The sequence below is a fragment of the Bacillus sp. FJAT-42376 genome (assembly GCF_003816055.1).
GTDB lineage: Bacteria > Bacillota > Bacilli > Bacillales > Bacillaceae > Metabacillus_B.
Map to the genome: position 1 here is coordinate 1,801,295 of NZ_CP033906.1, position 24,056 is coordinate 1,825,350.

A 24,056-nucleotide genomic window follows, 5' to 3' on the forward strand; every position below is an offset into this window, starting at 1 on the left:
TTTTTTATGGCGAAATCATTTGGAATTGAATGGAATTCCATCATTCAACGGGTGGTTCCGCTATACACGCAGACCGCCTATTGCCTGGAGGATGATGCGTTTGAGAGGCATCAGAACCGGTACAGATAAAAATCCGGCCGATTCCTGGCCGGATTTAAAACTTGCTCTTTTGATCCTGATGCAGCTGATCAAGCTTTTCTTCAATCCGGTCCAGCTGCTTTTTGGACCGTGCATTAGACTGGAAAAACCGGACAAAAACCGCGCCTGCCAAAAACAAAATACCAAAGCTGAATAGCTGAAACAGTAGATCGCCAGAATTAAAGTGCATGTTTCCCACCCCTTTTTCTTCCATTATACATGGCAGGGGAAAAGGGTGTTAGCTGGTTTTAACCTTTAATTCCTTCAATCCATAGACGAACGTGCTTTCAATCGGATTCAGCTCGAAATCGCTGCTTAATCCAAAGTCCGGAAATTTTTTAATCCATTCTCTCAGAACAATTTCTGCCTCCATCCGTGCAAGAGGGGAGCCTAAGCAAAAATGAATGCCTTTTCCAAAGGCAAGATGCGGATTGGGTTTCCGGTCGGCTATAAAGAGATGGGCATGTTCGAATACGTCCTCGTCTCTGTTGGCTGACCCCATCCATGCAAAAACAAAACTGCCTTTTGAAATGAATGTTCCTGAAATCTCCACGTCTTCTTTTGCGACCCTTGACATGGATTGGACAGGAGAGCGGTACCTTAAGCCTTCTTCAATGGCTGATTTTAAGTATAAATCAGGGTCCTTTTTTACTTTTTTATATTCATCCGGATACTCGATAAAAGAGTAAAGGGTATTGGAGATCAGGTTCGTAGTGGTTTCGTTTCCGGCGACAAGGAGAAGGATGCAGAATCCGATGATTTCTTCATCCGTCAGTTTTTCCCCGTCAATTTCGGAGCGGACGAGGACAGAAATGATGTCGTCTGCAGGTTCGGTTTTTTTGAAAGAGATGGTTTTCGCAAAATATTCATACAGCTCCCGGTACGTCCGCATCTGATTCTCCGCGAGCTTCTGCAGTTCTTCCGCTGAGTTATCTTTCGGGCCTGCGACCACCCAATCGGACCATTCTTTAAATTTCGCATGATCATGTGAAGGAATGCCCATTAATTCGGCTATAACCAGGACGGGAAGAGGGCTGGACAAAGCCGCCACAACATCCGTCTCTTTGCCGGGCTGGATGTCGTCCAGCAGCTCCCGGACGATTCGTTCAATCCTCGGTTCCCAGTCTTTCATCGCCCTCGGAGTAAACGCTTTGTTCACTAATGATCTCATGGCGGTATGCTTTGGAGGATCAATGCTGATTAAACTCTGCTCGATCGGTGACTTCTGGCTGCTCTGAGATCGGCTCGATGAGAATACATCCTTGTTTTCAAGAACAAATTTAACGTCCTCATACCGAAAAACATCCCATACGCCACGGGCTTCGTCATACCTAACCGGTGTTTTGCTCCGCATCTCGCGGTACCACCCGAATGGCTCATACCTTTCTTCTTTCGTAGAGATTTCACTCACCTGAAGAAATGCTGATCCTGTGTTATTCATCTTTACTCCTCCTGTCATTCCGTTTCCCCTTAAAACTACGGGATTGACGTGCCATTCCCCTTCTGTTTTGACGATAAAGGGACCTTTTCACTAGGAAATGACTTACTGCCTTCCAGTACATACGGAAGGATTACCGAAACTATTCGCCATTAAGCGAGTACAGGGAGGAAAATTTCCGGGTCAAATGGCAGGATGAACATCATGCCATTGTTCATGCCTTGCGGGAAAATAAAGAGTGAAATGATGATCAGTGATTAACAGAAGTTCCGAATGGGTCTCTTTTTTTATGCATGTCTCAACCCGCATCCGGCAAACTAACAGTACCAATTAGCGGCGGTGACGAAATGAGATCTGTTTTTTCCATTTATACGAAGGACTTAAAACGAATAGCGCGGAACTGGGCAGCACTGATCATGGCAGGAGGACTGATTCTGCTGCCCAGCCTTTACGCATGGTTTAACATTAAAGCGTCATGGGATCCATACGGACACACGAATCAAATAAAAATCGCTGTTTCCAATCTGGATGAAGGCGACAATTTAGAAGGAAAAAACGTAAACCTCGGAAACAAAATTGTCTCTAAGCTTCGGAACAACCATTCGTTTGACTGGCAGTTTGTCAGCAAAGAACAAGCGCTAAATGGAGTTCAGCATGGTGATTATTACGCACGTATGGAAATACCAAAGGACTTTTCCAAAAAAATTGGCACCGTCCTGTCCGATCAGCCGGTTCAGCCGGAAATTATCTATTCGGTAAATGAGAAAATCAATCCGATTGCTCCGAAAATAACGAACAAAGGGGCCACAACCATTATTGAACAGGTTAGCTCCAGTTTTGTAAAAGAAGCGACAAAAGCCATTTTTGCCGAATTCAATAAGCTTGGAATTAAACTGGAGGCTGAGCTTCCAGCCATCCAAAAACTCGAATCGCTCATATTCCGGCTGGAACGGGAATTTCCAAGAATTGAAGAAATCCTCCTTACAGCATCGGATGATGTAGAAAAGTCCCAGAAGGTCGTTAAAGAAGCAAAGAAACAGCTTCCCATCGCAGCGGACCTGTCTTCCAAGGGAATAGAAGTAACAGAATCTGTTCAAAAAATTCTAAGCAAGAGTGAAGAGGCTTTTCAAAAGCTTCCTGAAAATCTGAAAAGTGACCTCGGTGTGCTGAATGACCAATTTACTTCGCTCGAGGGACTAGCAGAAGAGTGGAAGAATCCAGAAGCTGACCCCGCCAAAATAGAGGAAGCAAAAAAACGCCTGTCAGCTGCCGCTGCTTTGTCAGGAGCTCTTTCTGACGTGCTCGGGAGACTTAAAAGCCAGTCTGATTCTTCTGCTCTGGATGAACCGATCAGCAGGCTGAACGAAATCAGCAGCGATAGCCGTCAGCAGCTGGAATTATTGGATAACTTGTCCGGCATATCCGATACCGTCGAGCGGGGACAGCGGGCTGATGAACTGAAAAAAAGAATTTCGGATACAAAATCAAAAGCGGCAGAGCTGGACAGTCAATTTGAGACGGTCATCCAGCCGAACATCATGGACGCTCTGAAGGGTGCCCGAAAGTCTGCTGATGAAGCTGCCTCCGTGCTTTCAGCTGTCAGCAGCAGCATTCCGGACGTGGAGAAAATCCTGAAAGATGCAGAAAAAGGCTTGTCACTCGGAGAAACGAAACTTGCCGATTTCAAAGAGGAAATGCCTCGCATTAAAAAGAAAATCGGTCAAATTGCCGGTGATATCCGGACGTTTAAAAAAACCGAGAATATCAATAATTTAATCGAATTGCTGAAAAACAACGCCGAAAAGGAAAGCAGTTTTTTCTCCGAGCCTGTCAAATTGAAGCAGGAGCGGATGTTTCCCATACCGAACTATGGATCTGCTCTGGCTCCGTTCTATACCGTTCTTTCTTTATGGGTAGGCTGCGTGCTGCTCGTTTCCCTGCTGTCAGTGGAAATTATGGAGGATCATCCGTACCGGAGCATTCACGTCTATTTTGGACGATTTTTAACCTTCTGGACCATCGGACTTTTTCAGGCACTGATCGCTGCCGCCGGAAACGTATTTCTGCTGGGGGTTTATGCAGTTCACCCAGGCTGGCTGATTCTCTTTTCATTGCTGATCAGCACCGTATTCATGCTCATCGTCTATTCACTTGTTTCTGTATTCGGCAATATCGGCAAAGCCTTTGCCATCATTTTGCTTGTCTTGCAGCTGGCAGGTTCAGGAGGCACGTTCCCCATACAGGTAACTCCGCCGTTTTTCCAGGCAATCAATCCATTTCTTCCTTTTACGTATGCCATCAGCCTATTGAGAGAAGCAATCGGAGGCATCCTGTGGGACATCGCCGCTGCGGATGTAGTGCGAATCATCTGTTACGGGGCGGGCGCCATTTTATTCGCAGTTTTTTTGAAAAAACCGATCAACCGGGCATCAGAAGGATTCAGGAGGAAACTAAGTGAGTCGAAGCTGATCCACTAAGGGGTGGCTTCGTTAAGCTGGGAACGAGAGGGAATTTGGATGGACAAATAAGCGTGGGGGATGGACAAATTCTGTCTTGGAACGGACAAATTAGGGTGGCGAATGGACAAATGAGATGGGGGAACGGACAGATAAATTCGGACGGACAAATTAGCGTAGGGAATGGACAAATCCTTTAAATTCTTTCTTGGAACGGACAAATCTGTGCGGCGAATGGACAAATAAAGTGGGGGAACGGACAGATAAAATCGAATGGACAAATTAGCTTGAGGGATGGACAAATTCCTTTTTAGAACGGAAAAATCAGGGCGGCGATTGGACAAATAAGGTGGGGGAACGGACAGATAAAATCGAACGGACAAATAATCGTGGGGAATGGACAAATTCCGTTTTGGAACGGATAAATAAGGCCGGCGAATGGACAAATTGAGGGGGAAAACGGACAGATAATTTCGGATAGACAAATAAGCGTTGGGAATGGACAAATTCCGTTTTGGAACGGACAAATTATGCCGGCGAATGGACAAATTGAGTGGGAAAACGGACAGAAAAATTCGGACGGACAAATTAGCTTGAGGGATGGACAAATTCCGTTTTGGAACGGAAAAATCAGGGCGGCGAATGGACAAATAAGGTGGAGGAACGGACAGATAAATTCGGACGGACAAATAATCGTGGGTAATGGACAAATTCCGTTTTGGAACGGACAAATAATGCCGGCGAATGGACAAATTGAGTGGGAAAACGGACAGAAAAATTCGGACGGACAAATAATCGTGGGTAATGGATAAATCCAGTCTTGGAACGGACAAATAATGCCGGCGAATGGACAAATTGAGTGGGAAAACGGACAGAAAAATTCGGACGGACAAATAATCGTGGGTAATGGATAAATCCAGTCTTGGAAAGGACAAATAATGCCGGCGAATGGACAAAGTGAGGGGGAAGACGGACAGATAAATCCGGACGGACAAATTACCGTGTGGAATGGACAAATTCCGTTTTAGAACGGACAAATCAGGGCGGCGAATGGACAAATAAAGTGGGAAAACGGACAAATAATTTCAGACGGACATTCAACTCCGTTCCATAAAAAAAGACCGCTCCCAGTCTGAGCAGTCTCATCCATTCCACACAATCTCTCCGCACTGGTTTTCACGGTCCAGCTCCACTTCAAACTGGTGTTTTTTATAAAAGTGGACAAGACGGTCCACGTGATCCCAATCCCGTTTGGCAATATCTCCGACGATAAATGGGATGTTGTTTTGGCGGGCTTTTTGTTTTAAATAATTCATGCAGATGGACCCATATCCTTTGTTGGCAGGTCCTTTGATGTCACCAATTTTAATGGTTCCATCGGTTTTGTATGTCGCTTGGATGGAGAAGTCCCACATTCCCCTGTAGGAGGTTTCACAGTCATTGATCATGATTTTGCATGCATTCCCGTCGTCCACAGCGTGCACAATCACCCATTTGTCTTCCTTTGACTGATCGATTCCGAGTACCTCGCCTTTTCCATTCTTCGCGATATCTTTTATATTGGCTTGCATCCTGTAAAGCTGCATTTCGAGTTCTTCTTTTTCCTCTAAAATTTCTTCTGCGTCCTTTTCCTGGTCAGGTCTGGTATCCGCAAGAAGCATGATATGCGCCCTCCTTTTTAAATGAAAATAAAACCGTTCAGCACACACAATTTGATATTTTACAAGAGTTTGGATGGAAATTCAAATGGTATGCAATCAAGATTTCATGCATAAAAAACCTATAAGGGACAAGGCTTAAGCCGGATTTCTGTGTGAATGAACAGAGTGAATTTGAAGGATTTGGAAGAGGGAAAATCGAATATATAGAACAAAGAGAGAGGCAGAGGGGGGACTGTGGGTTGTGGAGAAATAAATTCTTTCGGACTCTTTTCTATTCTTTTTGTTTAATCATTGTGATTTATTCTATTGGGGCGCTTGGAGTTTATTATTCTAAAAATATGGAAATAAGCCGGGTTGAGCGCAACAGCAGCCAGAAGCTTTTGCTTCAGCAGGCCCAGGAAATGATGGACCAGAGAATTCAAGTGGCGTTGAATGCCATGATCCAGCTGGAAACAAGTGAGGCATTTAAGGATTATACGGACCTCTCCGCGTCTGAACTAAAGTATTACCATATGGGAAGGGTTCTTCAGGAAATTCAGCGCAATAAAACAGCCTTTTCTAATTATGATTATGAGATAGCGGTTATGCTTCGGGGCGACAGAACGGTGATTACGTCAAATTATACGGTGCCTGCGCAGAATTTTTTAAATGAGCTTGCGATGAAAGGCAGCGCCCGCAAACGATTTGATCAATTTGCAAAGGATAATAGCTGGTCCAGTTATTTTGAAACCATTTCGATTCCCGGTGCCCGCAACGCAGATACTTTAACGCTTGTTAAAAAGTACAGGGTCAGCCATCTTAAAACGGTCCTGTTTTTCCTGACATTCAAAAAGATGGATCTTCTGCCGGAGGCTTTGGAACATCAGGATGATGCCTTGCTGCTTGTATCCGGAGGAGAGGTGCTCTCTTTGGATCAGGCTGAGAAAAAAACATTGCATCAGGACGTATCGAAGCACATTGCCCTCAGGAATGAACAGGTATCTTCGTACTCGAGAATGGAAAAGGAAGGAGAGATCATTCATTCAATCGGTTCTAAAAGTCTTAAAGATTTAAGCTATGTGTACGTTACACCAAAAAATCCGCCGCAAACGGATCAAAACAGCCAGTGGCTCGCAGCTGCGCTTCTTCCGGCTTTGCTTGTTCTTGCGGGAATGATCATCGCCTGCGCTTTGATTTGGTATACATATAAGCCGGTTCATAAAATGGTGGCCGCTCTTAGAGAAGAGTATCCAATGGAATCAGGTGAAGATGAATTTTTGTATATACAGGAAACAGCTAAGCGGATCAGAGAGGTTAATAGGGAGCTGACAATAGCCATCAGTCAAAATGAAATTCCGCTGAAAATGAAATTTTTGTGGGATGTCCTGCATGGCATCTCTTCCGAGGAAGCCATTCAAAAAGGGATCGGGCAATTTAAGCTGGCTCCATTTGAAAAGCATGCATCCGTTACCATTATTGAATTCGATTACCGCCTGCTGAATGAGGCAAGAATACAAGTGAGCCGTGAGACCATCCGCCTGCTAAAAGAGGTCTTGGGAGATAACGTTCCTTTTGAGATGGTGGAACTGGGTCCCGGGAGAGCCGCTCTCCTGACAGGAAAGATTCCCGTCTCAGCATTAAAAGAAAAAATTACATCTGCCCTAAAATTATTGGACCGGGAAATCAATCAATATATTACAGCTGCGATCGGTCCGGAGATTGAAGGTTTTTCGGGATTGGATCAGTCGTTTCAGCAGGCATCCGAACTGCTTGAAAAGAGGCAGTCTATGGAAAAGCTGCAGGTATTGAGTATGGATGATTTTACAGCCAAACGGAAACAAACCTTTTATTACCCAATAGAGGTCGAAAAAGAACTGATTCATTATTTTGTACAAGGCAAGAAGGAGGAAGCATTTCGCATTCTGCATCGGATCCTAAAGGAAAATATTGATGAAAAGAATTTGGACAAGGCGGATCTTTCCCAGTTTGTCTTTGCCATGGCTGGAACGGTCAACCGGATTGCCCAGTCATCTTCCAGTACCTCAGGAGGTGAATTGCTGCATTTAGAATTCAGTGAAATCAGGAATCGTGCAGCGTTAAAAGGAGAAATCGTGAAAACCTTCACAAGCGCGACCGACCAAATCGAAACGAATCAGAACGGATCCTCCACTGCCAGTCAAATCGTCATGTTTATCCAGCATCACTATCATGAGGACCTTTCTTTACAGGATTTATCTGAGCGCTTCCAGCTGACTCCAAGCTACATTAGCACCATTTTCAAAGACCATACCGGAGAGAACTACAAAGAGTATTTAAACCGGTATCGAATACAGAAGGCGAAGGAACTGCTTGCGGATAAAAAGATCAAGGTTCATGAAGCTTCAAAACTCGTTGGCTATAATAACGTCAATACTTTCATCAGGATTTTTAAAAAATACGTAGGATTATCACCCGGGCAATATGAGAGATCGGACTAATACGGAGCCTTAAGGGTTCTGTTTTTTTACTCTTCAATTTATCCGCTGTACCTCAAATCTTAAACCATCGCTATTTTTTCATATAAACCCTCATTTCTTTTAATTTTCATTCTCTTTTTAAAAAATGGATATCCGTTCAGGAAAATTGAGATAGATAGACGGCTTGCAGGCAGGATAAGATGAACACATTAAGAAAACGCTTACAAAAAAAGGAGGGATGATGGATTGGAATCACCCGTTATCCAATCAAAACAAACATCTGATCTTAAACCTGCACCTGTCAAAATCCCCTTTCTTCTGTCTGTCAAAAACAGCTTGGTCCGCGATAGGTATCTGTATTTAATGCTCGTACCCTTTATTCTGTGGTACATCATCTTCCAGTACAAACCGATGGCCGGCCTGCAGATCGCCTTTAAGGACTACAGTTTATTTAAAGGCATTGCGGAAAGTCCATGGGTAGGTTTTGATAATTTTATCCGTTTTTTTGAGAGCGAGTATTTTGTGCGCACCCTGACAAATACAATCTTGATCAGCTTTTACGGACTCGTTTTCGGATTTCCCGCACCGATTTTGCTTGCGCTTCTAATAAATGAAGTGAAAAACAAGGTTTTTAAAAATACGGTGCAGACGCTAACCTATCTTCCGCATTTTATCTCGGTAGTGGTCATAACAGGAATCATAACGAACATGCTTGCTCCGACAAACGGTCTGGTGAATATCATCATCGACAGGATGGGCGGGGATAAAACGTATTTTCTTACTGAATCTGAGTATTTTCGAACCATTTTCACGGGTATGAACATTTGGAAAGACGTTGGATTTAATGCCATCATTTATCTGGCGGCAATCGCCGGCATCAATCCGGCACTCTATGAAGCCGCAAAAATGGATGGGGCAAACCGGTGGCGGCAAATCTGGCATGTGACGATTCCGGGAATTCTGCCAACCATCATGATCTTGTTTCTGATTCAGATTGGAGCCTTCCTTGAGGTAGGGTATGAAGCCATTATCCTCCTTTATCAGCCAAGCACTTATGAGACAGCAGACGTAATCAATACGTATGTGTACCGTGCAGGACTTCAGGGGGGAGAGTATGAAATTGGCGCAGCGGCCGGATTATTTAACTCAGTTGTCGGACTCATCCTTGTGGTAACCGCCAATAAACTCAGCAAAAAATTTACGGAAAATAGTTTATGGTAGGTGGATCAAATTGAAAAAAAGCAGAAGTGAACGTTTGACCGATATCCTCATTTATGGATTTCTCACTCTTTTAGCTGTTGCCTGCATCTACCCATTCATCTACGTGTTTTCTGCTTCCATCAGTTCCGCACAGGCGGTGATATCAGGTGAAGTTATTCTGCTGCCGAAGGATATTACGTTTCTTTCATACTTTAAAGTGCTGGAAGATCCGGCAATTTGGACTGCTTACGGAAATACGATTTTTTACACAGTAGCGGGAACAGCGGTCAATCTTGTATTCACGATTTGCGGTGCGTATCCTTTATCGAAAAAACGGCTGCGCGGCAAAGCGCTGATCGCGTTCTTTATCGCCTTTACGATGTGGTTTCAGGCAGGAATCATCCCGACTTATCTTAATTTTAAAGAGCTTGGTCTATTGGATACACGAACAGGCATCCTTATCGGATTTGCTATTTCCACCTTCCTCGTCTTTATTTTAAGAAGCTTTTTTCAATCGATTCCGGATTCACTTGAGGAGTCGGCAAAGGTGGATGGAGCGAATGATCTTCAAATATTAATGAAAATCTATCTTCCGTTATCGAAGCCTGCACTCGTAACAGTGGGACTTTTCTATGCGGTTGCCCGCTGGAACGGCTACTTTTGGGCGATGGTCCTGCTCAATGATGAAGGCAAAATACCTCTGCAGGTGATGCTGAAAAAACTGATTGTCGAGATGACGGTCAGTGAGCAAGTTCTGTCAGCCGGGGATGTGATGATGGAGTTTTCCAGGGAAACCATTATTTATGCCACCATCTTCATCTCAATTTTGCCGATCATCATTGTGTATCCATTCCTTCAAAAGTACTTTGTGAAGGGAACGATGCTTGGGGGGATCAAAGAGTAGCCGGGATTTCTGATGGATAACAAAAACAAGGGGGAGAAAACATGGGAAAAGGGAAACAGCTATCATTGATTCTTGCTTCAGGAATGCTTGTCTTATCAGCTGCAGCATGCAGCAGTTCAGCTTCAGCGCCGAAGGAGAAAACAGAGCAGACGGGTGACAGCAATGAAACGAAGGGGCCGAAGGCGAGTGAAAAGCCGATGGAGATGACGATTCATCTTCATTACAATGACGGACAGGTGATCTTTGATGATAACTGGAGTACGTTCAAAAAAGCGGCCGAAGTGACAAATGTGAGCCTGAAGGGAGTCGCCCCTAAATCCTCTACCAAGAGTGAAGAAGCCTTTAACTTAATGATTGCTTCAGGGAAAATCCCGGACCTTGTTTTTGAGAAAAAAGAAAACCTCAATAAATATGGAAAAGAAGGGGCGTTTATTCCGCTGGAGGATTTGATCAAAGAGCACGCCCCGCATATACAGAGCTATCTGGATAAAATGCCTGAGATTATGAAGGTCTCAGAAGCGGCTGACGGGCACTTGTATTACCTGCCGTTTATTGCAGACGGGGAAGCCGCTGAAGGCTGGTTTATCCGCCAGGACTGGCTGGATAAGCTCGGGCTGAAAATGCCTCAGACTGTCGATGAATACTACACGGTTTTAAAAGCATTTAAAGAAAAGGACCCGAATGGAAACGGGAAGGCTGATGAAGTTCCGCTCTTTTCACGCATCAATCAGCGTATTTTTGACCTTGCGAGCCTTTGGGGCGGATACGGTGATTTTTACCTGAAAGGGGACAAAGTGGCCTATGGACCGATGGAAATAGACTTTGGCACAGCCATGGAAAACCTGGCCAAGTGGTATGGGGAAGGACTGATTGACCCTGAGATCTTTACCAGGGGTGCAACATCAAGAGACGTTCTATTCGGAAACAATACAGGCGGTTCCACCCACGATTGGTTCGCAAGTACAGTTACGTACAATGATATATCCAAAAAGCATACACCCGATTTTAATCTTGTCCCGATGGCTCCCCCTGAAAATGCGAAGGGTGAGCGCGTTGAACCGACGGTACGTTCACCATTTAATAATTACACAGGAGTGGCAATCGGCCACTCCGTTAAAGACAAGGTTGCAGCGATTAAATATTTAGATTACTTCTTCACCGAAGAAGGCCGCAGACTGATGAACTATGGCGTAGAAGGGGATACGTACACGGTTGAAAACGGAGTGCCTACATTCACGAAAGAAGTTTTAAGCAGTCCGGATGTGCCGGGAGCTCTCCGTGCAAAAGGCGCCCAGATCATGTTCGCTTATCAGCAGGACTTCGAATACGAAAAGCAATGGATGGCTCCTCTGGCATTGGAGGGAGTTAATGATTATGTGAAAAACGATTACTTCCTGAAAGAAGTTCCCGCTTTGAATTTCACTGAAGAGGAAGAGAAAATTAAAAATGACATCGGCCTGCAGATTATGACCTACCGTGATGAGATGATCCAGAAGTGGATGATGGGGGCAGAACCCGTAGACTTTGCTCAATTTAAAAAGCGGCTGAAGGAAATGGGAGTGGATCAGCTCATTAAAGTTCACAAGGATGCATACGACCGCTATACAAAGGGTTGATGACTAAGAGGGTCTGGTCTTATTGGCCAGACCTGTTTGAATAGGAGGATCTGTATGGGAACCCGTCTGTATGCGGGATTGGAATGGGTCATGCGGCTCGTGTATGTCCAGTTTCTGTGGATGGTTTTTTCTGTTTTCGGACTTGGAATATTCGGCTTTTTCCCCGCAACTGTCAGCATGTTTACCGTGATGCGCAAATGGATCAGGGGAGAATCGGAAGCCGGAATATTGGATACCTTTAAAAAGACATGGATGCGTGAATGGAAAAAAGCCAATATCATAGGCTGGGTCTTTACGGGCATCGGGTTTGTCCTATTCTTTTATTTAAAAGCGGCAATCGGAATGAGCGGAATAACAGGCATTATTTTCTATTTGCTGATGGCAATGGCTCTCGTTATCTATACCCTGTCCTTCCTCTTTGTTTTTCCGGTGTATGTGCACTTTCATGCAGGAGCACGGGAAGCGATGAAACTTGCCCTGCTTCTCGCCCTTTCCTTTCCGTTTCATTCGATTTCTATGCTGGCCGCAGCAGCGGGCTTTTATTTTTTAACGCTTTTTCTTCCATCGCTGCTGCCGTTCATCAGCTTCAGCCTGCTTGGGTTTGCTTTGATGGGGATTGCGGATTTAGCGTTCGCGAAAGCGGGAGAAAAGGAGGAACAGCGTATGCAAACAGAAGCCTGAGAAGGAACTGCTGCACCGGTGCCGGGGTTCTTTTTCGACAATATCTCCTCCATGTGACCAAAGCCTCAACAATAAATCACATATTTCATAATATTTAGATAATTAACGAAAATCGTTATACTGGATGTATAGATTGAGAGGAGTGGTGAAGTGGAGAGACGAGTGGGAAAGTGGGGAGCGGCTGCTGCGGCAGCGAGTCTGATCCTTGCAGGGATTATGCCGTCCGCAAATGCCGTAACCCCTTATTACGGAAAGGAATTCAGTCAGCCGAAGCAGGTTATGGATCTTTACCCGGAACCAAAGCCTGAAGTTTTGACGCCGGCCTTTGGAAGAGAGGGCGACGCCTTTACCTCGCAGGAAGAATTAGAAGATTTTGTGGCAGGACTGAGAAAGGAAACGAATCATTTGTCCGTAAAAAAAATCGGAGAATCCCAAACAGGTCTGTCCATCCTTGGCCTTTACTTTTCAAAGGATCAAAGAATCTCTCCATCGGCTGTCTCCAGGAAACCGACTGTATGGCTGCAGGGCCAGATCCATGGAAATGAGCCTGCGGCAGGGGAAGCCGTGCTTGCTTTGGCAAAAAAACTTTCCGGAAAGCTCGGGGATGAAGTACTGGACCGCATTAACGTCATCATCATCCCAAGGGTCAATCCAGACGGCTCTTATCAATTTAAACGACAGCTTGCAAACGGAATGGACGGCAACCGTGATCACGTAAAGCTTGAGTCAAAAGAAGTTCAGGCGATTCATGAGGAATTCAGCCGCTATATGCCGGAAGTCGTAATTGATGCTCATGAATACAGTGTCGGACAGGAATTTACAAAGCTTGGGCTGCTAAAGTATCATGATTTGCTGCTGCTGTCCGGGAAAAACTTAAACATCCCTAGAAACATAAGAAAACTCTCAGATGATCTATATGTTAAAGATACGGAAGCAGTATTAGATAAGAAAGGCTTTTCAAATGAACCGTACTACACTTCAAAAATCAGCAAAGATGGAAAAATCGAGCTTGAGGAGGGCAGTACGGAAGCAAGAATTGGCCGCAATGCTTTTGGTTTGTCCCCGGCAGTATCCTTTCTTGTGGAAACAAGAGGAATCGGAATCGGCAGGGAAAACTTTGCAAGAAGGACAGCAGCCCAGATTGCCGCCCACGAGAACATCATCAGGCTGACAGCCGAGCATGCGGGGAAGATTAAGCTGCAAGTAGCGAAAGAAAGACTGAAGCTCATCCAAAAGGGACTCACCCCGAATGACAAAGATGAGATTGTGATTAACAGCGAGAACCAGACAGTCGAAGGAAAAACATTGAAAATGGTCGACGTGTCCGCCGGCAAAGTGAAAGACGTTCCGGTTCTGTATAAGAGCGCATCTCAAGCAAAAGCCGTGATGACAAGAGAACGCCCTACCGCATATATTATAGAGCCCGGTCATGAAAAGGCAGCAGCCAAACTAAGAAATCAGGGATTAAAAAGCTTTACCCTGAAAAGGGACAAGACCTTGCCGCTTGAAACATTCGTCGTCACACACAAATCAAGAACCGAAGAATATGAAGGAATCGAGTTGAACGAAATCAAGGCAGCGGTAAAAGAGGAAAGCGTGACGGTTCCAAAAGGAAGTGTGGTGTTTTTAACGTCCCAGCCGCAGACAAATCTGCTCTCTCTATCACTGGAACCGGAATCTGTCGACAGCTTTGAAAGCTTTGGCTTTATCCCTTCTGAAGTAGGGGAAAGGCTCCCGGTATACCGGTTTATGGATAACATAAAAACGCTCAAATAAAGGGAGGGAATAGCGGGCAGAACCGCTCTGGTTGGACAAATAGTATGAAACGGCTAAATTACGTTCGTGATCGGCTTGATCAAGACGAGTAACGGACAAGCAGGCAGGAACGCACAAATAACAAGCGGGATAGACCTAAAAACGGAACGGCAAAATTGTGTTCAAGTTTGGCTGAATAAAGTCCAGGAACGGCTTAATAGGCCGGCAGATTGGACAAATAATGTGCGCGATTGGACAGAAAAAATGGAATGGACAAATTCCGTTTTCTATCGGCTAAATAAAGTCCAGGAACGGCTTAATAGGCCGGCAGATTGGACAAATAATGTGCGCGATTGGACAGAAAAAATGGAATGGACAAATTCCGTTTTCTATCGGCTAAATAAAGTCCAGGAACGGCTAAATAGGCCGGCGGGATGGACAAATAACGTGTGTGATTGGACAGAAAAATGGAATGGACAAATTCCGTTTTCTATCGGCCAAATAAAGTCCAGGAACAGCGAAAAAAGCCGGAGGGATGGACAAATAACGTTCGTGATTGGACAGAAAAAACAAACGGACAAATTTTAAGTGCCAGTCGGCTAGATATTTTTAAAGAGCTAAGAAGAAAAATAGATGGAAATTCATTCCTTTATATGTTAAAATAAGAACAAGCGTTCGTTTCTTTACCCCTTTATTACGGAAGAACCTATCTTAAAGGAGGACAAGAGCATGAGCAAAGTTCGTTTAATTCCATTTAAATTAGAAGAGGTTTTTGATTCGGCAGCTGAAGAAATTCCTTATGGGGTCAACATGATCAATGCCCCTGAACTGTGGGATCAGGGTATTAGGGGCGATTCAGTTGTTGTTGCCGTTCTGGACACAGGATGTGATGCCGCCCATCCGGATTTAAAGGACCGGATTATCGGCGGGAAAAGCTTCGTTGGCGGGGATGAGGCCGATTACAGTGATTCACACTATCATGGCACGCATGTTGCCGGTACCATTGCAGCAACATTGAATGACAAGGGAGTGGCCGGTGCAGCACCGGATGTGAAGCTGCTCATTCTGAAAGTGCTTGGTGATGACGGCAGCGGATCTTATGAAGGAATCATTCATGCGGTTCGTTATGCATCAGAGTGGAAGGGTGAGAATGGGGAGAAGGTAAGAGTGATTTCCATGTCGCTTGGCGGCCCTGAAGATATTCCTGAGCTTCATGAAGCCATTCAAGATGCAGTCGCAAATAACATTCTCGTCGTCTGTGCAGCTGGCAATGAAGGTGATTCGCGGGAGGATACAGTCGAAAAAGCCTACCCTGGCTATTATAAAGAAGTCGTACAGGTCGGGGCTGTAGATGAAAAGAAACAGCTGGCCGAGTTTTCCAATACAAATGATGAAATTGATCTGGTTGCACCGGGAGTAAATATTGTGTCGACTTATCCGGGCAATAAATACGCGAAGCTCTCCGGCACATCGATGGCTACGCCGCATGCCTCCGCAGCGGCTGCGCTGCTTATCCAAAAAGAAGAAAAAGAGTTTGGAAGAACATTAACAGAAGCAGAAGTTTATGCGCAGCTCTGTAAAAATACCGTCTCAGTGGGACTATCCAAAAAGGCGGAAGGAAACGGACTGATTTTTCTTCGGGCGCAGGAAAAAGAGGAAGCCAAACAAAATAATTCGGCAGTCAAGGCTGTGAACTAAATCAATTCCCTCCCGGACGATTCGGGAGGGAATTTTTTTTCTTTCTGTAAATAAGCATGGGCATCATGCCGATATAAAATCCGTATGGCTTATATTATAATTGGGAGTGGCGAGAATGGATTTGGATCGGAATAAGATGCGGGTGCATCAAAGAAATATCATCATGATCTATATCATTTGGGGATCATTGATTTTAGGCTTGGCGGCTTATTGGATTACAGGAGCAAGCTCGGCCTTTTTACTGACGCTTGGGGGTTTTGGCACAGTAATTGGGACGGTCTTTACAGTCTTAGTACTGAAAAAATGGCTTGTTATCCAATTGAGTTATTTAGCCATCATATTTATAGGGATCCTAAGCTTTATTATGATGGAAATGGAACCGACCATCATATCCTATTTGATGGCTTATTATATGATTGCCGTCAGCACGCTTTACTTAAATTACAGGCAAGTTGTTTTGGCCGGGATTCTTGGACTTGTGCTGACGAATTATTTTTATTTCACACATAGCGATACCATGTTTCCTGGCATTGAAGGAATAATGGTTGTGAATTTAAATACATTTATGATTCTGATTGTAGCCGCCCTTATTTTTCAAAGTCTGCAAGGGGAGAAGATGAGGAAAGAAGCAGAAAACAGCCTGAATGCTGCGGAAGAATCAAAAAGGAACAGTGATTTGCTGCTCGGACAAATCCAGCATGCCTTTGAAGCCCTTACGAAAAATACCGGTATCCTAAAAACAGATTCAGACACTGTTGGGGAAATCTCAAGTGATTTGACGATGGCGTTTAAAGAACTGGCAGCGGGAGCAGAAACACAGGCGGGAAGCATAGCAAAAATTGATCAATCGCTGAAATTGATCGGCAATTTTACTGAAGGTGTTCAAGATTCATCCGCTACTATGAAAGAATCATTTATCAAAACCGAAACATCGGTTGCGGATGTAAATACACAAATGACCTCTTTATCCGAAGAAATGGACAAAGTATCTGTTATTATTCAGAAGGTTGTTGAATCGATCACTGATTTGCAGAAGGAAACGAAAGATGTGGAATCGATTGTTAAGACCATTACCCATATTTCAGATCAGACGAATCTTTTGGCGCTCAACGCGAGTATTGAAGCGGCAAGAGCGGGCGAGCATGGAAAAGGATTCTCTGTTGTGGCAAATGAAATCAGAATTTTAGCTGAGAACTCTAAGCAATCTGCCGGAGGCATTCATGAAATTCTGGACCGGATTATCGAAAAAACGAACAAAACGTCAGAAGACATGCAATTAGGGAATGAAGCTTTCCTTTCAAGCCTTGCTTCCTCAGATGAAGTGAAAAAGAGGATGGACCATATCCTGCTGACGGTTGAAGATGTTTCCAATGGGGCCGTTCAGCTTGAAGAGCGCCTCGATGCCCTAAGTCAGAATACGAGTCTTGTTATGGAGGAAGCCTCTTCCGTTTCCGCTGTTACAGATCAGACAAGTGCGGTCATTGAAGAAGTGCTATCGAGTACAGAGGAACAAAATACACGGATCGGCAGCATGGTCCGGAGTATTCATGATCTGGAACAAACCGCTTCTGCCATGCTGAAAAAGGCAGGCGCCTAAATAAAAGACAGCCAGCGGACCAATCTCCTCTGGCTGTTTTTTTATTGAACAGAACGGGTAAATGCTTTAAATCTTGTTCCCTGATAACTGAGTTCACCTGAGTCGCCATCTGTAAGAAGTCCGAACTCCTCTCCTTTTATCTGAAATTCTTTTCGTTCAGAACCGCCGGTTTCAAAGGTAACAAAATAGGTGGTTATGACTCTCGTTTCCCCGCCGCCTCTTGTACCGGTCCTTTTTGTGACAACTTTTGCAGGAACCGTTAAAAGAGGCTGCTGATTATTGCGGCTCCATTCCGATATTCCTTTAATAATCGAGAAAAGGATCAGGCCAAATACAATAATAAAACCAATGATGACGACAGTGGATACAATTTGAAACATCATGTCCGGATTATCAGACATAGGGACCCCTCATTTCAGTAAGATGTGCTGTAAAACCACTTTAACATTTTTTACCTATTTACGGGATGGTTTGTAAATAATTTTTCGTGAGGAGTATTTGTCATTTTCTTCTATTCTCTCGTATAATGAATGGTATGAGCACAAAGCTCAGAAATCCCTTAAGGAGTGATGTATGATGAGAAAATTTGCGATTGCAGGCAGCGTCATGGAGGGATTGATCCTGTAAAGTGTCATCTCTCTATGACCGTTATTCATTGATGAACGAAACGGAATAGGGAGGAAATGAAAATTGAACTTAGCTGAATTGGGGATGACCCCATTTTTTGAACAGGCTTTTCTGCCTTTTAAGGCTGATGGATATGAAATCGGGAGAGTTACGCTGGAACATAAAAGACTGTACCGGATTTTGACTGAGCATGGAGAAGTGCTCAGTGAAGTGGCAGGAAAAATGAGATTTGAAGCTGGTAGCAGAGAGGATTTTCCTGCAGTTGGCGATTGGGTTGTTATTAAACCGCGCTATCAGGAAGGAAAAGCAACCATTCATGCGATTCTGCCAAGACAGAGCAAGTTTTCCAGAAAATCAGCGGGAAACACCACGGAAGAGCAAATTGTTGCAGCGAATGTCGATACGCTTTTTATTGTGATGGCCTTAAATCACGATTTCAACATACGAAGGCTTGAGCGATATTTAATCATGGCCTGGGAGAGCGGAGCGAGTCCGGTTGTGGTTTTGAATAAAGCAGACTTGTGTGAAGAGAGGGACGAGCGCATTGCTGAGGTGGAATCCGTGGCTTTCGGGGTGCCTGTTTATGCCATCAGCGCACTGGATGCTGATTCTGCAGCCATTCTCAGGAGCTACTGTGCACGAGGAAAGACGGCTGCACTGGTTGGTTCATCCGGTGTCGGAAAATCGACGATTACGAATCAGCTTCTCGGAACGGAGCACCTGAAAACTCAGGCGGCCCGTGAAGATGATGACCGCGGCAGACATACTACAACGTACCGCGAACTCCTTCCCCTAGAAACGGGAGGCTGCCTCATTGACACACCGGGAATGCGCGAGCTGCAGCTGTGGAGTGCAGATGAGGGGTTTCAGGGAACGTTTGAAGATATTGAAGCCCTCGCGTTAAGCTGCAGATTCACCGATTGCCGCCATCAGGCAGAACCGGGCTGCGCCATCCAAGCAGCACTCGAAGAAGGCGTATTGGAAACAGAACGGTATGAAAGCTACAAGAAGCTGCAGAAGGAGCTTGCTTTTCTAGCCAGAAAAGAAGATAAAAAAGCTCAGGCAGAAGAAAAAGCAAAATGGAAGCAAATATCCAAAAGCATGAAAAAGCATAAGAAATAAAAAAAGAGGCAATGGGAGTCCATTGCCTCTTTGTGCTTGCATTCGAACTTTGCTTACATGACCATGCTGGAGTGCAGGAAGCTGCAGCGGTAGAATTCAGCAATTAACGTTGAAAAGTCAGCAATTAACGGCAAAAAGTCAGCAATTAACGTTGAGAAGTCAGCAATTAACGGCAAAAAGTCAGCAATTCTCAGTCCGAGGTCAGCAATTGCACTCCTCTGAACCCGTTTCCTTGAAAGCGCCCTCCGCTTTTCTTGTTGTCGAGCTCCGGGCGCTAGCGCTTCGGCCGCTTCGCTGGTCCTGTCAAAGTCAAAATACGACTTTGTCAGTTCCAGCTCCACCGTCTCTCAGCGCTAAGCAAGCACCCTCCGCTTTTCTAGTTGTCCAGCTCCGGCGGCTAACCTCTCGAGGTCATAAGCCACTCACCCTCCGGAAGGAAAAAGCGCCTTCCTCCGGATGATTGTCTTATGCTTGTCGAGGATAAGCAAGCCGCCTCCGCTTTTCTAGTTGTCCAGCTCCGGGCGCTAGCGCTTCGGCCGCTTCGCTGGCCCTGTCAAAGTCAAAGAGCGACTTTGTCAGTTCCAGCTCCACCGTCTCTCAGCGCTAATCAAGCGCCCTCCGCTTTTCTTAGTACCCGATGTGGTCATCGAAGAAGAAGGCGATGACGATGACGAAGACGAGCAGGATGGATGATAGATTCATGTATTGGGCGAACTTTGAAAAATAGAGGATCTTTGCTGAAAAGTAGAGCAAAACAGATAAGATCGAACAAACCATGCATAATCTTGAGGTTAGCCTCATAACGTTCTCCTTTTTCCCTTTTTCCATTGTTCCCCTTTTTATATGTATACCCATATTCTATTCGAAATTGAATGCGCTTTTATGTACTAATTGCAAAAGGGGAAGATGGTAGCGGACTTTTCACCTTGTATCCGTTTTTAGGGGGCTCTATTGAACCATGAAGCTTTCTTGGAAGCAGACTTTTAAGAGGATGGTCGTGGGTGGTTTTTCTTGATTGAATAAAGATGGAATTATATGGATCTCGGCAGGCTGGGACAAACAGACGAATGGCGGCGAAAAGGGGACTAAATCCGGATCATGGAATGTATGGGGAAAAGTCTGCATACCTATTGTTTGAAGATAAACTCAAATGAGAGGATGGGTGCAGATGAAGGAGTTTCTGAATTTTAATAAAATGATTACTCCGGCTATTATTACGATTATATTTTATATCGGGAGCGGGATCAGTGTGCTGACCGGTGCAGTGATGGTATTCAGTTCGGCAAGTTCCATGACACCCGGGCTTCAGATATTGATGGGGCTGTTTACGCTGGTTCTGGGGCCGTTTGCGATAAGGATTTATTGTGAGCTGCTCATTGTCCTGTTCAAAATGAATGAATCCCTTGGCAAAATGGCATCCGATCATACAGAGGATGAAGAGAAGCTCGTGTAAAGCTTGATTTTCATCACGGTAAGGGATACACTTACGTTAAAAATACACGGAACGGGAGCTTGCGGATGCAGGCTGAGAGTACGGCTAAACCGCCGTAGACCGGGTGAACCTGTTGGATAATGCCAGCGTAGGGAAAATGTACAGCTTTATCATGATGGGATGATAAAGGCATTTCGCTTCGGGGCGGAATGCCTTTTTTTATATGGTACATACCTGCAGTAAGCCCCTTCCGGAGAGGATGAAATGGTTTGAATGCAAAAGATGCGGGATTGATGCTTAAAAAAGTGAGAGAGAAAAATCCGCTCGTTCACAACATTACAAACATTGTGGTTTCCAATTTTACCGCGAACGGTCTTCTAGCCCTGGGTGCATCACCGGTGATGGCAGATGCAAAAGAAGAGGTTGAAGAAATGGCCCGTATGGCGGATGCACTCGTTTTGAATATTGGCACCCTTACGGAACGGACGGTTGAGTCTATGATTCTTGCTGGAAAGTCCGCTAATCAGCATGGGGTCCCGGTTGTCCTGGATCCCGTTGCTGCAGGGGCAACAGAGTTCCGGGCAAGGTCTGCAAAAAGAATTTTAGAGGAAGTCCGGTTTGCGGTGATCCGCGGAAATGCAGGGGAGATTGCGAATGCAGCGGGTGAAAAATGGACGATGAAAGGTGTGGACTCCGGCAAAGCCGAAGGTGACTTAAAAGAGCTTGCATGGAAAGCAGCGAATAGCCTTGAAACCGTGGTGGCCGTGACAGGGGCAACCGATTTCATTTCAGATGGAAATCAAGTGGTTTCCGTTACGAACGGGCATCCGATTCTGACAAAGATTACAGGGACAGGCTGTCTTTTAAGTTCTGTGACAGGCGCCTTTCTCGCTGTGGAAAACGATCCTCTGCGGGCAGCCGCTGCCGCTCTCGCTGTCTATGGAACAGCGGCTGAATTGGCCGCTGAAATTTCAGCTGAAAAAGGGCCTGGAACGGTTCAGACGGAATTATTAAATCAGCTGTACAATGTAACGGAAAAAGACGTAGCAGCCCGTGCCATTATCGAAGGGGGGCGCTTTAAATGATAAAAAAAGCCTTAACCATCGCTGGCTCAGACAGCGGGGGCGGAGCAGGAATCCAGGCTGATTTAAAAACGTTTCAGGAGCTCGGGGTATTTGGGATGAGCGCGGTTACGGCGGTTACAGCTCAAAATACGCTTGGGGTGCATGGTGTATATCCTCTGTCAGCAGAGGCAGTGGCGGCCCAGACTTCTGCTATAGGAGAAGACCTCCCGCCGGATGCGGTAAAAACCGGGATGCTTTTTAACAGAGAAATCATTATCGCCGTTGCGGAGGCCATTAAAAAATTTGGCTGGACGAATCTTGTCATTGATCCGGTCATGATTGCAAAAGGCGGAAGCACTCTCCTGCAGCGCGAAGCCATTCAAGCGATGACTGAACATTTGATTCCGCTGGCAGCTGTGATTACACCGAACATTCCGGAAGCAGAGGCCTTAACGGGACTTTCAATTCGTTCAGAGACGGATAAGAAAGAGGCTTGTCATCTCCTCCATGAGATGGGTGCAGCTTCCGTGCTGATTAAAGGCGGTCATGAAGAGGATGCAGCGTATTCTTCAGATTTGCTTTTTACCGGGGAGAGCTACACAGTGCTGAAAAGCAAGCGGGTTGATACGAGACACACACACGGAACCGGCTGTACCTTCTCAAGCGCACTGACTGCCGAATTGGCTAAAGGCAAAACGGTGACAGAAGCAGCAGGGACGGCTAAGCAATTTATTCAGGCAGCGATTGAAGAAACACTTGAATTCGGCGGCGGCCATGGCCCTACAAATCACTGGGCATACAAAAGAAGGGAGAGAGAGCTATGAACCGTACGGGAATCAAAGAGCATCTCCCGCTGTATTTTATCGCGGGCACACAGGACTGCCACGGGAATATAGCGGAGATACTGAAGGAGGCTATTAAAGGAGGAATTACGCTCTTTCAGTTCCGCGAAAAGGGAAAGGGATCGCTGCACACGGAAGCCGAGATTGAACAGCTGGCGGCTCATCTCCTGCAAATCTGCAAATCCTCCGGGATTCCTTTTATCGTGAATGACGATGTGGAACTGGCGCTGAAGATCGGTGCAGATGGGGTCCACGTTGGACAGGATGATGCGGCTGCAGGTGAAATCAGAGACCGATTAAAAGGGAAGATCCTTGGCGTGTCTGTGCACAGCTTAGCGGAAGCGGAGCGGGCCCTTGCTGACGGAGCAGATTATATCGGGGTTGGCCCAGTCTATCCTACATCATCCAAAGAGGATGCGAAAGAAGCGAAAGGGACATTGGTCATAGAACAGATTCACGCTGCGGACATTGGAATCCCGATGGTCGGAATCGGCGGGATTACAGCGGATAACGCTAAAAAGGTGGTGCTTGCAGGGGCATCGGGCATCTCGGTCATTTCAAGCATCAGCAGAGCTGAACATCCTCTGGATGCAGCAGCAAAATTAAGGAAAGCTGTGAATGGAACGGTCGACTCTTTATAAGCATGACGCACTCGGCAATACATAAACTGAACCAGTTTCAAGATCATATGAAAAAACGCCTAGCTTCTTTTAGCCAGGCGTTTTGTCTCTTTGCTCTGTTTTTTCCGTTTATAGTATCCGTTAATTTTTAAATATTTTTGATAGCCTTTCCGAATGCGTTCAAGCATCCATCTGGGAATCTTCCATTTTCCAAGCTTGGTTAACGGAAGATAGATCCGGTAATAGGCTTTTTTGAAGTCTTTCCAGCGGGGGCATTCAAATTCTTCCAAAAAATCGGAGACATCAACAATGTATCCTCTTCCGTCTTTCATCATGACGTTTTTCCCATGTATATCAGCAGGTCTAAGTCCTTCTTCAATGGCGTATTTAATGGCTTTATCGACATCTTTAATCACTCTTTCAGGAATGTATACCCCTTTTCTGAGAGCTTCATAGAGTGTAAGGCCTTCCAGTTTTTTCAGGATCAGATACCTGTCGCCATATCCGTACATTTCGGAATAGGCAGGATGTTTGCCGAGCATGCGGTAAACCTGCTGTTCTTTCTCTGCGCCTTCCCGGTTTTCAGCGTACAGCTTTACAATTTTATCAGGAAGATCCTTGTGTATAAATACAGCTGCATAATTTCCCCTGCCGAGAAGTTCCCAGCCCTCGGGGATATTGTCTACATGCACCGGATCGAGCGGATCGACACTTTTTACAGAAACTTTGTCTGTTAGTTCCAAATCGATATTCATCACATTCATCACCTC

The 24,056-nt window shown here is 45.3% G+C and carries 21 protein-coding genes; 14 read left to right on the plus strand and 7 right to left on the minus strand.

What is annotated here, in order from left to right:
* Nucleotides 1–154 precede the first annotated feature (154 nt).
* Complete coding sequence (locus CEF21_RS09135) at nt 155–328, minus strand: DUF4083 domain-containing protein (RefSeq protein ID WP_123915499.1); 174 nt, start codon at nt 326–328, stop codon at nt 155–157.
* Between the two features lie 48 nt (nt 329–376).
* Nucleotides 377–1,579 (minus strand): cytochrome P450, encoded by a 1,203-nt coding sequence (locus tag CEF21_RS09140; RefSeq protein WP_123915502.1) that lies wholly within the window; start codon nt 1,577–1,579, stop codon nt 377–379.
* Nucleotides 1,580–1,923: 344 nt separating this feature from the next.
* On the opposite strand from CEF21_RS09140, the gene CEF21_RS09145 reads away from it, so the two are divergent.
* Complete coding sequence (locus CEF21_RS09145) at nt 1,924–4,053, plus strand: YhgE/Pip family protein (protein WP_164462137.1); 2,130 nt, start codon at nt 1,924–1,926, stop codon at nt 4,051–4,053.
* Here CEF21_RS09145 and CEF21_RS09150 read toward each other — a convergent pair.
* Entirely contained in the window at nt 4,050–5,111 is a 1,062-nt protein-coding gene (locus tag CEF21_RS09150; RefSeq protein ID WP_123915508.1) for a hypothetical protein, read from the minus strand. The two genes, CEF21_RS09145 and CEF21_RS09150, sit on opposite strands and share 4 nt — an antisense overlap.
* 63 nt (nt 5,112–5,174) lie before the next feature.
* The gene (locus CEF21_RS09155) at nt 5,175–5,693 is read right to left on the minus strand and encodes a hypothetical protein (protein WP_123915511.1); all 519 of its coding nucleotides are present in this window, start codon (nt 5,691–5,693) and stop codon (nt 5,175–5,177) included.
* Nucleotides 5,694–5,932: 239 nt separating this feature from the next.
* Between CEF21_RS09155 and CEF21_RS09160 the strand changes: the two genes are divergently transcribed.
* From CEF21_RS09160 to CEF21_RS21925, 8 genes are all read left to right on the plus strand, one after another.
* Nucleotides 5,933–8,149, plus strand: a complete 2,217-nt coding sequence (locus CEF21_RS09160; protein WP_123915513.1) for a helix-turn-helix transcriptional regulator — start codon at nt 5,933–5,935, stop codon at nt 8,147–8,149.
* Nucleotides 8,150–8,374: 225 nt separating this feature from the next.
* Nucleotides 8,375–9,349 carry an ABC transporter permease gene (locus CEF21_RS09165; RefSeq protein WP_241156800.1) on the plus strand — a complete coding sequence of 325 codons (975 nt, stop codon included), beginning with the start codon at nt 8,375–8,377 and terminating at the stop codon, nt 9,347–9,349.
* 10 nt (nt 9,350–9,359) lie between these two features.
* Nucleotides 9,360–10,232 (plus strand): carbohydrate ABC transporter permease, encoded by an 873-nt coding sequence (locus CEF21_RS09170; RefSeq protein ID WP_123915516.1) that lies wholly within the window; start codon nt 9,360–9,362, stop codon nt 10,230–10,232.
* A 41-nt stretch (nt 10,233–10,273) separates the two neighbouring features.
* Complete coding sequence (locus CEF21_RS09175; protein WP_123915519.1) at nt 10,274–11,848, plus strand: extracellular solute-binding protein; 1,575 nt, start codon at nt 10,274–10,276, stop codon at nt 11,846–11,848.
* Between the two features lie 54 nt (nt 11,849–11,902).
* Complete coding sequence (locus CEF21_RS09180) at nt 11,903–12,529, plus strand: YesL family protein (protein ID WP_123915522.1); 627 nt, start codon at nt 11,903–11,905, stop codon at nt 12,527–12,529.
* 216 nt (nt 12,530–12,745) lie between these two features.
* Nucleotides 12,746–14,305: a M14 family metallopeptidase gene (locus CEF21_RS09185; RefSeq protein WP_123920105.1), complete on the plus strand. Its 1,560-nt coding sequence runs from the start codon at nt 12,746–12,748 to the stop codon at nt 14,303–14,305.
* Nucleotides 14,306–15,013: 708 nt separating this feature from the next.
* Nucleotides 15,014–15,982, plus strand: a complete 969-nt coding sequence (locus tag CEF21_RS09190) for a S8 family peptidase (RefSeq protein WP_123915525.1) — start codon at nt 15,014–15,016, stop codon at nt 15,980–15,982.
* A 976-nt stretch (nt 15,983–16,958) separates the two neighbouring features.
* A complete protein-coding gene (locus tag CEF21_RS21925) occupies nt 16,959–17,579 on the plus strand; it encodes a methyl-accepting chemotaxis protein (protein WP_481747669.1) in 621 nt (206 codons plus the stop codon).
* A gap of 41 nt (nt 17,580–17,620) precedes the next feature.
* Here CEF21_RS21925 and CEF21_RS09200 read toward each other — a convergent pair whose 3' ends face one another.
* Complete coding sequence (locus CEF21_RS09200) at nt 17,621–17,980, minus strand: DUF2500 domain-containing protein (RefSeq protein ID WP_241156802.1); 360 nt, start codon at nt 17,978–17,980, stop codon at nt 17,621–17,623.
* 289 nt (nt 17,981–18,269) lie between these two features.
* Between CEF21_RS09200 and rsgA the strand changes: the two genes are divergently transcribed.
* On the plus strand, nt 18,270–19,328 hold the full coding sequence (gene rsgA / locus CEF21_RS09205) for a ribosome small subunit-dependent GTPase A (protein WP_481747644.1): 1,059 nt from the start codon (nt 18,270–18,272) through the stop codon (nt 19,326–19,328).
* Nucleotides 19,329–19,955: 627 nt separating this feature from the next.
* Here rsgA and CEF21_RS21245 read toward each other — a convergent pair.
* Nucleotides 19,956–20,129 (minus strand): hypothetical protein, encoded by a 174-nt coding sequence (locus CEF21_RS21245; protein ID WP_164462138.1) that lies wholly within the window; start codon nt 20,127–20,129, stop codon nt 19,956–19,958.
* Between the two features lie 367 nt (nt 20,130–20,496).
* On the opposite strand from CEF21_RS21245, the gene CEF21_RS09210 reads away from it, so the two are divergent.
* From CEF21_RS09210 to thiE, 4 genes are all read left to right on the plus strand, one after another.
* Entirely contained in the window at nt 20,497–20,781 is a 285-nt protein-coding gene (locus CEF21_RS09210; RefSeq protein ID WP_123915531.1) for a DUF4282 domain-containing protein, read from the plus strand.
* 248 nt (nt 20,782–21,029) lie between these two features.
* Nucleotides 21,030–21,845 (plus strand): hydroxyethylthiazole kinase, encoded by an 816-nt coding sequence (thiM, locus tag CEF21_RS09215; protein WP_481747645.1) that lies wholly within the window; start codon nt 21,030–21,032, stop codon nt 21,843–21,845.
* Nucleotides 21,842–22,648, plus strand: coding sequence for a bifunctional hydroxymethylpyrimidine kinase/phosphomethylpyrimidine kinase (gene thiD / locus CEF21_RS09220; protein ID WP_123915534.1), 807 nt, complete (start codon nt 21,842–21,844; stop codon nt 22,646–22,648). Before thiM ends, thiD begins: the two co-directional genes overlap by 4 nt.
* Nucleotides 22,645–23,307 carry a thiamine phosphate synthase gene (thiE, locus tag CEF21_RS09225; protein WP_123915537.1) on the plus strand — a complete coding sequence of 221 codons (663 nt, stop codon included), beginning with the start codon at nt 22,645–22,647 and terminating at the stop codon, nt 23,305–23,307. Before thiD ends, thiE begins: the two co-directional genes overlap by 4 nt.
* Before the next feature lie 59 nt (nt 23,308–23,366).
* Here thiE and CEF21_RS09230 read toward each other — a convergent pair whose 3' ends face one another.
* Nucleotides 23,367–24,041 carry a serine/threonine-protein kinase gene (locus tag CEF21_RS09230; RefSeq protein WP_241156803.1) on the minus strand — a complete coding sequence of 225 codons (675 nt, stop codon included), beginning with the start codon at nt 24,039–24,041 and terminating at the stop codon, nt 23,367–23,369.
* Nucleotides 24,042–24,056: the final 15 nt, after the last annotated feature.

Coding starts and splice junctions, on each gene's coding strand:
- CEF21_RS09135 (WP_123915499.1), bottom strand. CDS start 328: ATGCACTTTAATTCTGGCGATCTACTGTTTCAGCTATTCAGCTTTGGT.
- CEF21_RS09145 (WP_164462137.1), top strand. CDS start 1,924: ATGAGATCTGTTTTTTCCATTTATACGAAGGACTTAAAACGAATAGCG.
- CEF21_RS09180 (WP_123915522.1), top strand. CDS start 11,903: ATGGGAACCCGTCTGTATGCGGGATTGGAATGGGTCATGCGGCTCGTG.
- CEF21_RS09200 (WP_241156802.1), bottom strand. CDS start 17,980: ATGTCTGATAATCCGGACATGATGTTTCAAATTGTATCCACTGTCGTC.
- thiE (WP_123915537.1), top strand. CDS start 22,645: ATGAACCGTACGGGAATCAAAGAGCATCTCCCGCTGTATTTTATCGCG.
- CEF21_RS09140 (WP_123915502.1), bottom strand. CDS start 1,579: ATGAATAACACAGGATCAGCATTTCTTCAGGTGAGTGAAATCTCTACG.
- CEF21_RS09155 (WP_123915511.1), bottom strand. CDS start 5,693: ATGCTTCTTGCGGATACCAGACCTGACCAGGAAAAGGACGCAGAAGAA.
- thiD (WP_123915534.1), top strand. CDS start 21,842: ATGATAAAAAAAGCCTTAACCATCGCTGGCTCAGACAGCGGGGGCGGA.
- CEF21_RS09210 (WP_123915531.1), top strand. CDS start 20,497: ATGAAGGAGTTTCTGAATTTTAATAAAATGATTACTCCGGCTATTATT.
- CEF21_RS21245 (WP_164462138.1), bottom strand. CDS start 20,129: ATGAGGCTAACCTCAAGATTATGCATGGTTTGTTCGATCTTATCTGTT.
- CEF21_RS09185 (WP_123920105.1), top strand. CDS start 12,746: ATGCCGTCCGCAAATGCCGTAACCCCTTATTACGGAAAGGAATTCAGT.
- CEF21_RS21925 (WP_481747669.1), top strand. CDS start 16,959: ATGGACAAAGTATCTGTTATTATTCAGAAGGTTGTTGAATCGATCACT.
- CEF21_RS09175 (WP_123915519.1), top strand. CDS start 10,274: ATGGGAAAAGGGAAACAGCTATCATTGATTCTTGCTTCAGGAATGCTT.
- CEF21_RS09230 (WP_241156803.1), bottom strand. CDS start 24,041: ATGAATATCGATTTGGAACTAACAGACAAAGTTTCTGTAAAAAGTGTC.
- CEF21_RS09190 (WP_123915525.1), top strand. CDS start 15,014: ATGAGCAAAGTTCGTTTAATTCCATTTAAATTAGAAGAGGTTTTTGAT.